This is a genomic window from Paenibacillus sp. MDMC362 (assembly GCF_003269305.1).
Taxonomy (GTDB): Bacteria; Bacillota; Bacilli; order Paenibacillales; family Paenibacillaceae; genus Paenibacillus_AQ.
Genome location: NZ_QLYT01000008.1, coordinates 86783 through 100662, shown reverse-complemented (window position 1 = coordinate 100662; position 13880 = coordinate 86783). Strand labels below are relative to the sequence as shown.

Below are 13880 nucleotides of genomic sequence, written 5' to 3'. Positions count from 1 at the left end.
CGTTCATAGGCCTTAAAGTAGGGGAAGAAACAAGGGATAGCCTTGAATGTCATGCCGTTAATTTGCTATGATGCATATGCCCGCCTATGATTGAATGATTCTGATATTACGATGGTTGTATACGATGATAATCTTAAAAATCAAGATGAAAGACAGGCCCATCTTCTATGAAAAAATTTAAAATACGCGTAAAAAGAATCGAAGCCCACCAATTAAACGATCGGCTGCTGCTTATTAATCTGTATCTTACCCAAGCATTGACACTTATCGCAGGGTTGATCTGGATCCTGTTTCAGCAGAGGAATCCGTTTGGGCTCTTTGTCATTCCGAAGGATATCGAGTTCGTTTATTGGGGGCTCGGACTTGCTGCCGCCATGCTGGCAGTGGATTTTGTTTTATCCCGGTTTGTGTCAGAGGATAGTATGGACGATGGCGGAATCAATGAAATGCTGTTCCGAAAAAGGCCGGTTTGGCATATTTTTGTTATAGCTTTGGTTGTATCGATCTGCGAGGAGTTATTGTTTCGGGGAGCCATCCAGCATGCGTTCGGACCGTACTGGACGAGTATCTTGTTCGCGCTTATTCATGTCAGATATTTAAAGCATTGGCTTCCAACCGGGTGGGTTTTCTTAAGCAGTTACGGTCTGGGCTACGTCTATATTCAAACGGGTACCATTTGGGCACCAATCCTGTGCCATTTTCTGATTGATTTCATATCAGGAATGTTGATTCGGTTTCGGAGGAAAGAGGAACATGAACGAACTTAGCAGAATGCAGCGACATCAGAGCCGAAATAAAAGCCGCAAAAACAAGTCAACGGCTCAATCAGAAAAAAGAACGGCAGCGAAGACGCGACAAGCGGATGAAACGCGGAGCCGATCCAAATCGCCACCCCGAGCAAGCTCCGTGGAGCAAAAGCCCCAGAGCAGCACGACAGCGGAGGGCTTGAGCCGTTCGAGATCGACCCGGTCACGTCAGCGTCAAACAGAGGAAGAAGTGTCCGCTCCTAAACGCACGAATACATATTCCTCGTACCGCGTTAGAATGAGCAAATGGTTTGTGAACTCATTGATCGTCATTTTCATATTGTTAATGGTAGGTCTTCTGTGGTGGGGACTTATCGGAGCGCCTCCATTAAAGGAACTGTTAAAGGAGTTATTATGAGTGTGTGGATGTGGATAGCAGGTGCTGCGGCACTCGGTGCGTGCGCTATCGGCTGGATGAGGGCTGAGGCCAGGGGCTATCGGGTGCGTGAGGAAGAAGTCGTATCCGAACGTATTCCTCACTCGTTTGACGGGTTTCGGATATTGTTCATCAGCGATATACATCGCAGACAATTGTCAGAAGAGAAGCTATTATCCAATCTTTCATCGGTGGATTGCGTACTGCTTGGCGGAGATATCACGGAAAGAGGAGTGCCTCTTGAGCGGTTGAAGCATAACATGTCGGTGCTGGCCCGTATCGCACCCGTCTATGCCGTCTTGGGGAATCATGATCTCAATGCAGGCAAGGACGGTGTCCGTAAAGCGTTGCGGGAGAGCGGCGTTATGCTGCTGAATGACAAGACCGTGACGTTAAAACGGAGTAACGAGCTAATGGTTCTCAGCGGTGTAAGGCAGCCGGCCAGCCGGAAACACCCTTACACTAAGTTTCGGGGGAATGCAGCCGAAGACCAGTATCACATCATTCTGGTCCATGATCCGATATGGATCAAGGGCAAGGATGTGGTGCATGGGGATCTGGTGCTGGCAGGGCATACTCATGGGGGACAGATCGTGCTGCCGCTGGCCGGAGCCGTTCGTCTGACGCGTTTTTACAAGGAGTTTAAATCCGGATGGTATGCACTGCCGAGAAAGGCGGGCGAGACCGAACATTCTTCCAAGATGCTGATCAGCCGGGGGTTTGGTACTTCCCATATCCCGCTGCGCTTGCAATGTCCCGCAGAATACCATGTGATTACATTACGCAAAAAACCTTAATTCGAACGTCAGGTGGTGACGGCAGAATTAAGGTTTTTGTGTATTCCCGGATTATCTTATTTTAGGTTCGATTAATCGCGGATCCACGAAGCCGTATCCTATGGCTTCAAGCTTGGTCAGCAAGGTATCGAGGGCCTCTACGGTCCACGGAAGCTCGTGCATCAGAATGTTGCTGCCGGGGTGAAGCTGCTCGAGCACATTGCTGACTACGGCATCGGGTTTGTTTTTGGTTTGGCTTTCCCAATCCAGGGAACCGTTGGACCAGGTCATGAACAGCAGGTCATGATTAAGGGCAACTTCCTTAACGATATCTCCGCCAGAGCCGAACGGAGGACGGAAAAACTTCGGTTCCGAACCGGTCGCTTCCTTGACGATTTGCTGGACATCGCCGATCTGTTTCTGTACCGTTTGTTGATTTTCTTTTTTCAGGTCGATGTGGTCCCAGGAATGATTCCCAATGATTTGACCTCGGTCATGGATCAGCTTCAGCAGTTCAGGATGCTCCTTCGCACGGTATCCATTCACGAAGAAAATCGCTTTGGCGTTATGTTTGTCGAGCGTATCGATCATTTGGTTGATCATTTTTTCTTCCTTGGGACCGTCGTCAAATGTGAGCAGCACCACTTTTTCGGGTACAGTATCATCATTGGGGACGATTCGGTACACCTTATTCATGTGATACTTCGGTTCAGTCGGCGCCTCGGCATCGGGACTCTTGAGATCTTCATCCGATGGGTCCGCGGGAGTATCTACTTCAGGCTCGGCTTCAGGCTTGTCCGTTTCGGTTGATTTGTCGGTACCTTCTTTCGGAGCGGATGCCTGTCCAGAGATTTCACTTTGCTGCGTAGCTCTGTCATTACCGACTTCCTTGGCCGCGCCTTGCTTCTGATTGACTCCGTTGTTGCCGCAAGCGCTGAGCATGAGGCAGCAAGCCAGCAGAAGTACTGTTCGTGTTCTAACCATGATTCCATCTCACTTTCCTGTATTTATGTAGCATGAGTTCCTGGCAGTGCGAGAACAATAATCTCGAGTTTATCATAGAAGGAGGTATCATTTGTGAAGACTTCGTCATTTCTATATGGTGTCATTATCGGCGCCGTTGCATGCCGGATGATTTCCCGTAATAACAGCAGGTTCTTCTCCTCAATGATGAAAGATGCGAATCTTGGCCGATTCGCGGATACCGCGATGAGTAAAATTCAGGGCACGAAGAGCCAGCATTATTCCGGCTCGAGCCAAGAAAGCGTGTCTCCCAGTTCAGGCCGACATGATTCCACTCATTCCAATGGAACTGCAGGGGTACAGACATCGACTCATTCGAAGGCTGCCAACTTGAAGCAAGTCAAGGATTTTATCCGAAACAACCCTGATGTCAAGAACGAAGTCGAACAGATTTTGAAAGAAACCCACACCGTCATACCGGGTTTGTAAACGGCATGAACCATTTTGAATCATTCTCGGGGACCGGCCACGCGAATCCCTGTGAATGATTCTTTTTTCTTCAGTTACATATTTACGTGCATTTGTGGGTATTAAATGATAAAATCAATATATAAAACCATTTTTATCACGTCATAATCCAGACATCATAATTTGTTATAAACTTTTGTTTACGTAAGGAGGATCCTGTCATGAAAATAGAACGTTTGAGTCAAGATAAGATACGGATTTTCCTCACGTTTGACGATCTGAGTGAGCGTGGGATCCAGAAGGAAGAGATGTGGCAGGAAATACCGAAAGTTTATGACCTGTTTACGGAGATGATGGATCAGGCATACAGTGAGCTCGGATTTGATGCCACCGGACCTCTTGCCGTTGAGGTGTTTGCACTGCCTGCCCAGGGCATGGTGGTTATTGTGACGAGAGGGAAATACGATCATCATTTCGGCGGCTTGTCCGAAGAAGATATGCCGGACGAGATTTATGAAATGGAAGTAACGCTGGATCAAAGTGATACTATCGTCTATGTTTTTCAGGATTTTGAAGTGCTCATTGAAGCATCGCATATGTTGAAGGACCTTGTAGGCGGAGCGGGTAAGCTCTATCACTATATGGATAAATGGTTTTTGTACTTCGATCCTGAGGAATTGGATAGCGAGAAGCTGCCGGCGGTTATTGCAATGCTGGCTGAATTCGGTGAATCCTCTTCAGTAACGGAGGCTGTGCTGGAGGAATACGGTAAGAAAGTAATGCCTCAGCAAGCGGTTGAGGTTATCTGCACACACTTCCAGCGTCAGCATTAACAAAGGTGGGCGTGCGTGCCGGACTTCAGGCCCGCAACTAACGGAAGGGGAATTTTAGTGCTGGTGTTCTCGGTAATTGCGTCAGCTTTGGCGCCGGGACTCGCATTGCTCACGTATTTTTACCTGAAAGATAGGTATGATCAAGAGCCCCTGCACATGGTGATCAAGGTGTTCATGTTAGGGGTTCTGGTCGTTTTCCCGGTCATGATTTTGCAGCGGGGAATGATACTATGGCTTGGCGACAATCCGGTAGTCAACTCATTGCTCGTTTCGGCGGGTGTTGAGGAATTTCTGAAATGGTTCGTAATGTATCATATTATTTTTAACCATACGGAATTTGACGAGCCTTATGACGGCATCCTTTATGCAGTGGCGATATCGCTTGGATTTGCTACGGTAGAGAATTTGCTTTACGCCTGGTACAGCCAGGCAGCCTTTGGTCCGATGTTCCTGCGAGCACTGCTGCCCGTATCGGGACACGCGATGTTTGGCGTTATCATGGGCTACTACATGGGACATGCGAGATTCACGGAAGGGAAACGAAGAAGGTTCTTTCTCGTTCTATCCTTGTTCCTGCCTTGGATGTGGCATGGTTTGTACGACCTGATTCTGAGTCTGCTGACTCACACATGGGTATGGTTCATCGTACCGCTTATGGTGCTGCTATGGTATGGCGGCATGGGCAAAATCTCTAGAGCTAACAACCGTTCTCCTTTTCGTTTCATTAAGCGGGAGGAAGAGGTTAACACTTAACAAATCAGGGCACACTTCATTCTATAGACCTCGGCTGACAGCCGGGGAATCATAGAAAGGGAGGTGTCTTTTTTTGCGTGTAAAAGTGAAAATTCTTTGCAAAGATTGCGGTGAACGTTTTGTGCTGCGGGGAAAAAAGGAACAGGGCCGGATCGAAACCGGATTCAAGCAGTGTCTGTGCAACAACCGCGATCACTTCGAGATTGAGGAAGATTTCTAAGGGATGAAGGAATTATACAGAAATGCATAAGACTTCTTTCTTCTAGTCAAACTAACGGCAGTGAGTAGAAGAAAGGAGACTATCGCATCATGTACAAACGATTAAGCGCTATCCTGTTTCCTGTGGCCACAATTTTATTGATCGGGGCTCTGGTATGGGGTTATCAAGAGAATAAAGAGAAAAACGCCATATTGATTAATGCCGAGAACCAATACCAACGGGCATTCCATGACTTGTCGTACAACATGGACAGGATTCATGCCGAGCTCGGCAATACGCTCGCGGTAAGCTCTACCTCCCAAGGGATGCATCGCAAAGGCTTGATGAATGTATGGCGCCTAACCAGCGAGGCTCAAAATGAGATCAGCCAGCTGCCGCTTACGCTCCTTCCCTTCAACAAGACCGAAGAGTTCCTTTCCCGAATTTCTAATTTTGCTTACAAAACAGGTGTGCGTGATTTGACGAAGGAGCCGCTCAGTGAGAGTGAGGTCAAAACGTTGAAATCCTTGTACGCCAACTCCGGCGAAATTACGAAGGATTTGCAGCATGTGCAGAACAAGGTTATCGCAAACAGTTTGCGCTGGATGGATGTAGAGACGGCACTGGCTACGAATAAAGTCGAAGATAATTCCATTATTGACGGCTTTAAAACGGTGGATAAGAAGGTAGAGTCCTACCCTGAGCTTGACTGGGGACCATCGGTAAGCAGCATTTATAACCGCCGCTCCGTGAAGCAGTTGGCAGGCATGCCGATATCGGAAGAGGATGTGAAACGCAAAGCGCTGAAGTTCTCGGATGTGGGCAATGATGCCAAAGTGCAAGTGACGAAGAACGGAAACGGCACCGAGTGGGTATCGTATACAGCGAAGGTGCAGCATCCGAATGGTCATATGCTCAGCATGGACTTTACCGAAAAAGGCGGCCAGCTGATCTCCTATACGGATGAACGGAATGTTGGCGCAAAGCAAGCATCCGTTCAAGCTGCAATCGACAAAGCCCAGCAATTTCTGACGAAAAAAGGCTATTCCGATATGACGGTTATTTCAGCGGACCAATACGACAACCTGGCCAACTTTTCCTTTGTTCGTGAAGAGGATGGCGTACTGATTTATCCAGAGAAAATCACGGTTCGTTCGGCTATGGACAATGGGGATGTCATTGGATTCCAGGCCAGCGACTTTGTGTACGAGCATCAGATCAAGCGAGAAATCCCGCAGCCGAAACTTAGTCTTGCCGAAGCGGAGAAGGTATTGAATCCTGAGTTTAAAGTGCTCTATCACCGTAAGGCCTTAATCAAAAATGACCGCTCCGAAGATGTTCTGTGTTATGAATTTGGCGGGCGGATTAATGGAGCCCAGTATCGGATTTACATTAACTCGGATACCGGCCTTGAGGAAACGGTCGAGGTCGTGAAGGATGCACAGTCAGGAATTAAATAATCAAAGCACTGTGTGATGCAAGCCGGTTCAGGAGATTCCCTGAACCGGCTTTTTTGCTTGGATGTAGGTTCTAAAGCAAGGAAGAGAGTCCCGTGTTCCCGAGGATTGACATAAATCGACTTTGTTTTGAAGATTTTGCCCTAAGGCCATGGGATCCCGTGATATAATGGAACATATGATTATGATGAATTAGTGGGTGAGCGCATTGTATCCAAAGATTAACGATGTCCTCTATATCCAGTTGGATACGGGGGATGAGAAGGAAGCTAACATTGTTTATAAATCCCGCATTTCCGACATGGATGACGAATCGATGTATATGGAGGTTCCGCTGCAGGAAGGGACGGGCAAGCTGAAAAAGCTGTACATCGGGGACGAGCTGTCCGCTTACTTTTTAACGGAAGGCGGAGTCAAAAATTTCTTCAATTCCCACGTCCTTAGCCACCATGAGGATATAATCCGTCTGGTTCGCATCAAGAAGCCGGAGCAGGATCAAATAACGAAGGTGCAGAGAAGAAGCTTCCTACGGGTGCAAGCCGAGCTCGAGGTAGCCGTTATGACCAAAGACGGCAGCCAGTTTTTAGCCAAAACCGACGATGTCGGCGGCGGCGGCGTATCCTTTCATCTGCAGCAGGATCAAGCGATTGCGGAAGGGAGTATATTGTCTTGCTGGATCCTTATCCCGTTTAAGAACGGATCCGTGGAGCATGTCCCGTTTGAAGGCGAGGTTGTAAGGGTGAAGGAACTCCCAACCAACCGAAGCATCGTTATGCTGAAGTTTAATCAAATCGCAGATATGGAACGCCAGAAGCTGATTCGTTATTGTTTTGAGAGACAATTTGATTTTCGCAACCGTTAATGCATAAAAGGGACAAGCCGGTGGCACACTATCCGAAAATTTTTGTGCCGGAGGAACTGTCAGCCATGTCAGAAGTAGTAAACGATCACGACCAACTGCTTGAAAAAACAGGACTGGAAGTAAAGGATGCCGAGCAGGGACAAGCCCTGCACGACCGCTACGGTCACATGCTGCTTAAGCTGCTAGTCGGACTAGTGCTTGCGTTGGTGATCACCCAGCTCCTATTGCATTATGAGCCTAGCCGGCCCTATATCTCGCCTATTCAGCAGATGGAGGGTGTTCCCGTTAACGAGCCAAATGTAAACGATTGGATGGGGGAAAACACCCCTTCTCTTTTGCATCACTCTAGCTAGTGTGGTATAATTTTCACGTCGCAGGCGGGCGCCTGCTTTTTTCTTGAAATATAAGATTACGCCTTTGTTTCATCTGCGCTGTCTTATATATTTTCACTAGAGAAACGGTGACCCCGTCCGCAACGGATGGTAAGCCCTTTCGATTTCGAGGTAGATGTTTGAGGAGGAATGCCCCGTTGGTTACGCAGGGGACAGGTTATCGCGACAGAATGAATATTGCCATCGACGGTCCGGCAGGCGCGGGTAAAAGCACCGTAGCGCGTATGGTAGCCAGCAGGCTGCAGTACATCTATGTGGATACCGGAGCCATGTACAGGGCAGTCACCTGGTTCATGCTGAACCAAGGGATTTCTCCAGAAAATCCCGAAAAAGTGCTTCAATATGCACAAAATATGGTGATTGAATTAAAACGGCATGAAAATGGTCAAATGGTCTGGCTGAACGGGGAAGACGTCACGCCGCATATTCGTTCACATCAGGTTAGTGCAGTGGTATCCCAATATGCACGAATCGAGGGTTTGCGGATAAAGCTTGTCCGTTTACAGCAGCAAATGGCGGAAGACAAGGGCGTTGTCATGGATGGACGTGACATCGGCACAACCGTTTTGCCGGATGCTGAAGTGAAGATTTTCATGACGGCCAGTGTCAAGGAACGAGCTCTCCGCCGCTTCAATGAGTTGAGTGATGAAGGCATATCGCTGGAACAACTGGAAAGAGATATCGCAGAACGTGACAGGCTTGACCAGGAACGTGAAGTGTCGCCCCTCCGATGCGCAGAGGATGCCATCATACTGGATACGACACATATGGATATCAATCAGGTTGTGGAGGCAATTCTTTCATATTGCGAAACTTAAGTGGGATGGGGAGAAATGGGCATGATTTATGTTTTTTGCAGAGCGGTGGTCCGCGGTTTGTTCGCTATTCTCTACAGATTTGAATCTGTCGGCGTACATAACATTCCTTCAGAAGGCGGCGTGCTGATCTGTAGCAATCATATTAGCATTCGAGATCCGATATCTGTGGGCATTCACGTCAAGCGCCAGGTTAAGTTCATGGCCAAAGCGGAACTGTTCAACATTCCGGTGTTCGGATGGCTGGTTCGTCAGCTTGGGGCATTTCCGGTCAAGCGCGGGGGAGTAAGCAAAGATTCGATCAAAACCGCCCTCACGATTCTGCGCACGGGCGAGATCATGGGTATCTTTCCTGAGGGCACCCGCAATTCCGATTCAACTGCGGCCAAACGGGGTGCGGCAAGTTTCGCTCTCCGCAGCGGGGCGACGGTCATACCGGCTGCGATCATTGGGGATTACAAGCTTTTTCGCAAAGTGAAAATCATCTATGGTGCCCCTGTGGATCTATCAAGGTTTGAAGGTGACAAGTCACCGGAAGCGCTGGATGCAGCAACCGAGTTGATCATGGCCAAGATTCACGAAATGCGCGCAAGCGGCAGGCCAACCGTGAACTGATTTATTTCATTCCATGCATAAAAAGCATGGGGAGATTGGAAAGATACTACAGCAATTATGTTTTGAACTTCGCGAATGCGAGTTTAAATAAATGGGGTTTGAATTGAGGAGGTTATTTGACATGTCGGAAGAAACAAGAAATGAAGAGGCTGTAGAAAACCAAGAGCAGCTGGACCAAATCGTATCCTTGAAAAAAGGGGACACCGTGAAAGGGACGATCGTCAAACTGGAGGACAACCAAGCTTATGTAAGCATTGGATATAAATATGACGGCGTAATTCCTGTTCGCGAACTGTCTTCTGTACAGCTTGACAACGCATCTGATGCGGTTCAGGTTGGCCAAGAGGTAGAGTGCAAAGTCGTTAGCATTAACGACGACAAGGAAAGCCTGGTTCTTTCCAAGCGCGCGATCGACACTGAGAATTCGTGGGAAGAGCTTGAGAAGCATTTTGCGGATCAGGACGTATTCGAAGTAACGGTGGCTGACGTTGTTAAGGGCGGTCTCGTAGCCGATGTTGGAGCACGCGGATTTATTCCTGCATCCATGGTAGAGCGTCATTTCGTTGAAGATTTCAGCGACTACAAAGGCCGTACGCTTCGCGTGAAAGTGAAGGAACTGGACCGCGAGAACAACAAAGTGATCCTTTCCCAGAAGGATGTTCTCGAAGAAGAGTTCGAAGCCAACAAACTAAAAGTGATGTCCGAGCTTCAAGATGGCCAAGTGCTGGAAGGTACAGTACAACGCCTTACGCAATTCGGAGCATTTGTTGATGTTGGCGGCGTAGACGGTTTGGTTCACGTATCCGAGATCGCTTGGAGCCACGTCGACAAGCCGGCCGATGTATTGTCCGAAGGCGATCAAGTGCGTGTGAAGGTACTGAAAGTAGATCCTGAAAAAGGAAAAATCAGCCTCAGTATCAAAGCAGCCGCTCCAGGTCCTTGGGAAACAGCTGGCGAGCAATTCAACACGGGCGACATTGTAACAGGCGTTGTTAAACGTTTGGTTACTTTCGGAGCTTTCGTTGAACTGGCACCAGGTGTTGAAGGTTTGGTTCATATCTCCCAAATCTCCCACAAGCATATCGGTACACCGCAAGAAGTATTGAAAGAAGGCCAAGAAGTTCAGGTTAAAGTGCTTGATATCAACACTTCTGAGCAACGTATCAGCCTGAGCATCAAAGAAACGGAAGAAGCGCCAGCTCAAGCTCCACGCGCTGAAAAACCGTCCAAAGGTCCTAAAATCGACCTGAAAGACAACCCGAACGTTTCTTTGAACAACCAAGGCATGAGCGTTACGCTTGGAGAGCGTTTCGGCGATAAGCTGAGCAAATTCAAGTAAGCCCGGGAACAGTTTTGTTCGGTCTATTGACCTATCATAACGAAGTCGGCGAACCCAGAAATCTGGGTTCGCCATTTGTTTTTTTAGGGGACGAACGTTTACGGATGTTGTAACATGGGGTAGAGCATAATAGAAATAAAGATGAAAGGTTAGCCAATTGTAACGTTTTTTGCTATGATGATAATCGTAAGAATTGACAGGAGGAGTGACTATGGCAAGACCCGTAGTGGCTATCGTTGGACGGCCTAACGTCGGTAAATCGACCATATTTAACCGATTGATTGGCGACAGATTAGCCATCGTTGAAGATAAACCGGGTATTACCCGTGACCGGATTTACGGTAGTGCCGAATGGAATGGTAAAGCGTTCAGCGTCATTGATACCGGCGGTATCGAAATCGACGGCGATGACATGATATTGAAATCCATCCGCATGCAGGCCGAGCTAGCAATTGAAGAAGCGGACGTCATCGTGTTCATGTGCGATGCCAAAACAGGAGTTACCCAATCGGACGAGGAAGTTGCACAGATTCTGTTCCGTTCAGGTAAACCTGTCATACTAAGCGTAAACAAAGTGGATAATTTGAAGCGTGTTGATGATATCTATGAGTTCTATTCCCTCGGATTTGGCGATCCTGTCGGAATATCGGGCAGTCACGGCACAGGGATCGGCGACCTGCTGGACGTTGTGGTCGAGAATCTGCCGGAGCTTGAAGACGATGGATATGACGAGGATGTTATTCGAGTTGCCCTGATTGGCAGACCGAATGTGGGCAAGTCCTCCCTGGTTAATGCCATTTTGGGAGAAGAGCGCGTCATTGTCAGTGACGTTGCCGGTACCACTCGCGATGCTATTGACACGCCCTTCGAGAAGGATGGGCAGCGGTATGTGCTCATCGATACGGCTGGCATGCGCAAACGCGGGAAAGTTTATGAGACCACGGAGAAATACAGTGTCATGCGCGCCATGCGTGCCATCGAGCGCGCGGATGTCGTTCTCGTCCTCATCAACGGGGAAGAAGGCATCATCGAGCAGGACAAGCATATTGCCGGTTATGCCTATGAGGCCGGTAAAGCCTCTTTGTTCGTTGTGAACAAATGGGATATGGTCGAGAAGGACGACAAAACGATGCAGCAGTTCGAGAAAAAGATCCGCGATCATTTCTTGTTCATGACCTATGCGCCGGTTGTTTTCCTGTCGGCCAAAACGAAGCAGCGTTTGCAGAAGCTGCTCCCTGTCGTTAAGCATGTGGCTGATCAGCATTCGCTGCGCGTGCAGACGCATCTCCTTAATGATGTCATATCCGATGCGATTGCCATCAATCCGCCTCCAACGGATAAGGGAAGAAGACTGCGTATTAACTATTCGACGCAGGTTGCAGTCAAGCCGCCGACCATGGTCGTATTCGTCAACGATCCGGAATTGATGCACTTCTCATATGAGCGTTACCTTGAGAACAAAATTCGGGCCGCGTTTGACTTTGAAGGTACACCCATCAGGATATTTACTCGAAGAAAGTCTGATGAGAGTTAGGGGAGAATAGCTTGATTTTGGAGATCGTAGCGATAGTAGTGAGTTATTTACTCGGATCAGTGAGTTTCAGCGTGCTGCTTGCCAAAATCCTGAAAGGGATTGACATTCGTCAGCATGGCAGCGGCAACGCCGGGGCAACCAATACCCTTCGCGTCCTGGGAAAGGGACCTGCCATACTGGTATTGGCTTTGGATGTAATTAAGGGCATCGCTGCGGTTTGGATCGGACGATGGCTCGGGGGAGACAATGCGTGGCTGCCGGGATTGTGCGGTATTGCGGCCATTATCGGTCATAACTGGCCTCTATACTTCCGCTTTCGAGGCGGCAAAGGGATTGCAACAGCCATTGGGGTGCTTGCTACGCTTTGCTTTATACCAGCGCTTATAGCAGGCATTATCGCAATCCTATCCATTGTTTTTACCCGTTATGTATCTTTGGGTTCCCTTATATTTGTAGTGCTTACCCCTGTTTTTCTATTGATCGCGGATTATTCGTGGCCGATCTTTTGGACGAGCTTGATCATATGCATATTCGCCTTCTGGCGGCATCGCTCGAACATCGTGAAGCTTGTGCAGGGGCGTGAAAACAAGTTGGGTTCCGGAAAAGGAAAGGACAAAGGAGGGAAGCGCGTTGTCTGACAAAGTCGCTGTTCTGGTGGCAGGCAGTTGGGGAACCGCTTTGGCAAGTGTTCTCGCTTCAAATGATCTGGATGTGGTCGTCTGGACAAGAACGGAGGAACAGACTCGTGAAATCAACGAGTCGCATACCAACAACCGTTATTTACCCGGTGTGGAGTTACCACCGAATATCCGTGCTACAACCGATATGAAAGAGGCGGTCTCATCGGCTGCAGCCGTGGTTATCGTGGCGCCTTCGTCCGCGATGCGGGAGGTGACGGGCCAGCTGAAGCAGTACTGGACCGAAGACATGCTGGTGATTCACGCAACCAAAGGATTTGAGATCGAATCCTTGAAGCGGATGTCCACGGTCATATCCGAGGAGCTTGAATGCGAGGAAGGCCGCGTGGTCGTATTATCAGGACCAAGCCATGCGGAGGAAGTGGTCAGACGCTGCCCGACAACGGTTGTTGTGGCTTCATTGGATGCTGCGGCGGCTGTAGCTGCTCAGGATTTGTTTATGAACACGTATTTCAGAGTGTACACGAACCGGGATATGATCGGTGTTGAGCTGGCCGGAGCCTTGAAGAATATCATTGCTTTGGGGGCCGGGATGTCCGACGGACTGGGTTTCGGCGACAACGCCAAGGCAGCGCTTATTACGAGAGGTTTGGCGGAAATTTTGCGAATCGGCATGGAAATGGGAGCGAATCCGCTGACGTTTGCCGGGCTTGCGGGAATCGGTGACCTCGTGGTTACGGCCACCAGCCAGCACAGCCGAAACTGGCGGGCCGGCTCGATGCTCGGTCAGGGAAAGAAGTTAGACGAGGTTTTGGGCTCTATGGGTATGGTTGTGGAAGGAATTCGCACGACCCAAGCCGCACATGCCATTTCCGAGAAATACGGCGTACAAATGCCGATTGCCGACCAGCTGTACCATGTGTTGTTTAAAGACCGGAATCCCCGGATTGCCGTAGAAGCCTTGATGGGCCGGGATCCCAAAACAGAGATGGAAATGATGCCGCTTGAAACTTGGGAGCAATGGCACACCTAGCTTATTCACCATTCCGATGAT

At 48.8% G+C, this 13880-nt stretch carries 17 protein-coding genes; 16 read left to right on the top strand and 1 reads right to left on the bottom strand.

Features of this window, described 5'->3' with window-relative positions:
- Positions 1–167: 167 nt before the first annotated feature.
- From DP091_RS02695 to DP091_RS02685, 3 genes are read left to right on the top strand one after another with little or no spacing between them, the layout of a single operon-like run.
- Positions 168–767, top strand: coding sequence for a CPBP family intramembrane glutamic endopeptidase (locus tag DP091_RS02695; protein ID WP_113056951.1), 600 nt, complete (start codon positions 168–170; stop codon positions 765–767).
- Complete coding sequence (locus DP091_RS02690; RefSeq protein WP_113056950.1) at positions 754–1164, top strand: hypothetical protein; 411 nt, start codon at positions 754–756, stop codon at positions 1162–1164. The genes DP091_RS02695 and DP091_RS02690 overlap by 14 nt, the downstream gene beginning before the upstream one ends.
- Positions 1161–1979, top strand: coding sequence for a metallophosphoesterase (locus tag DP091_RS02685; RefSeq protein ID WP_113056949.1), 819 nt, complete (start codon positions 1161–1163; stop codon positions 1977–1979). The genes DP091_RS02690 and DP091_RS02685 overlap by 4 nt, the downstream gene beginning before the upstream one ends.
- A gap of 51 nt (positions 1980–2030) precedes the next feature.
- Here DP091_RS02685 and DP091_RS02680 read toward each other — a convergent pair whose 3' ends face one another.
- The gene (locus DP091_RS02680) at positions 2031–2942 is read right to left on the bottom strand and encodes a polysaccharide deacetylase family protein (protein WP_113056948.1); all 912 of its coding nucleotides are present in this window, start codon (positions 2940–2942) and stop codon (positions 2031–2033) included.
- A gap of 93 nt (positions 2943–3035) precedes the next feature.
- Between DP091_RS02680 and DP091_RS02675 the strand changes: the two genes are divergently transcribed.
- From DP091_RS02675 to DP091_RS02620, 13 genes are all read left to right on the top strand, one after another.
- Positions 3036–3410: a hypothetical protein gene (locus tag DP091_RS02675; RefSeq protein ID WP_113056947.1), complete on the top strand. Its 375-nt coding sequence runs from the start codon at positions 3036–3038 to the stop codon at positions 3408–3410.
- Positions 3411–3610: 200 nt separating this feature from the next.
- Complete coding sequence (locus DP091_RS02670; protein WP_113056946.1) at positions 3611–4222, top strand: genetic competence negative regulator; 612 nt, start codon at positions 3611–3613, stop codon at positions 4220–4222.
- A 57-nt stretch (positions 4223–4279) separates the two neighbouring features.
- Complete coding sequence (gene prsW, locus DP091_RS02665; protein WP_071223918.1) at positions 4280–4975, top strand: glutamic-type intramembrane protease PrsW; 696 nt, start codon at positions 4280–4282, stop codon at positions 4973–4975.
- Between the two features lie 73 nt (positions 4976–5048).
- Complete coding sequence (locus tag DP091_RS31205; protein WP_181469710.1) at positions 5049–5195, top strand: hypothetical protein; 147 nt, start codon at positions 5049–5051, stop codon at positions 5193–5195.
- Positions 5196–5284: 89 nt separating this feature from the next.
- Complete coding sequence (ypeB, locus tag DP091_RS02660) at positions 5285–6634, top strand: germination protein YpeB (protein WP_113056945.1); 1350 nt, start codon at positions 5285–5287, stop codon at positions 6632–6634.
- A gap of 205 nt (positions 6635–6839) precedes the next feature.
- On the top strand, positions 6840–7493 hold the full coding sequence (locus tag DP091_RS02655) for a flagellar brake protein (RefSeq protein ID WP_181469724.1): 654 nt from the start codon (positions 6840–6842) through the stop codon (positions 7491–7493).
- Between the two features lie 65 nt (positions 7494–7558).
- Positions 7559–7846 carry a DUF5359 family protein gene (locus DP091_RS31200; protein WP_181469709.1) on the top strand — a complete coding sequence of 96 codons (288 nt, stop codon included), beginning with the start codon at positions 7559–7561 and terminating at the stop codon, positions 7844–7846.
- 176 nt (positions 7847–8022) lie between these two features.
- Complete coding sequence (gene cmk / locus DP091_RS02645) at positions 8023–8703, top strand: (d)CMP kinase (protein WP_113056943.1); 681 nt, start codon at positions 8023–8025, stop codon at positions 8701–8703.
- A 21-nt stretch (positions 8704–8724) separates the two neighbouring features.
- Positions 8725–9315, top strand: coding sequence for a lysophospholipid acyltransferase family protein (locus DP091_RS02640; RefSeq protein ID WP_113056942.1), 591 nt, complete (start codon positions 8725–8727; stop codon positions 9313–9315).
- Between the two features lie 121 nt (positions 9316–9436).
- Positions 9437–10654 carry a 30S ribosomal protein S1 gene (gene rpsA, locus DP091_RS02635; RefSeq protein ID WP_113056941.1) on the top strand — a complete coding sequence of 406 codons (1218 nt, stop codon included), beginning with the start codon at positions 9437–9439 and terminating at the stop codon, positions 10652–10654.
- 211 nt (positions 10655–10865) lie between these two features.
- Entirely contained in the window at positions 10866–12188 is a 1323-nt protein-coding gene (gene der / locus DP091_RS02630) for a ribosome biogenesis GTPase Der (RefSeq protein ID WP_071223925.1), read from the top strand.
- A gap of 11 nt (positions 12189–12199) precedes the next feature.
- Positions 12200–12826, top strand: coding sequence for a glycerol-3-phosphate 1-O-acyltransferase PlsY (plsY, locus tag DP091_RS02625; protein WP_113056940.1), 627 nt, complete (start codon positions 12200–12202; stop codon positions 12824–12826).
- The gene (locus DP091_RS02620; protein ID WP_113056939.1) at positions 12819–13859 is read left to right on the top strand and encodes an NAD(P)H-dependent glycerol-3-phosphate dehydrogenase; all 1041 of its coding nucleotides are present in this window, start codon (positions 12819–12821) and stop codon (positions 13857–13859) included. The genes plsY and DP091_RS02620 overlap by 8 nt, the downstream gene beginning before the upstream one ends.
- The last annotated feature ends 21 nt before the right edge of the window (positions 13860–13880 follow it).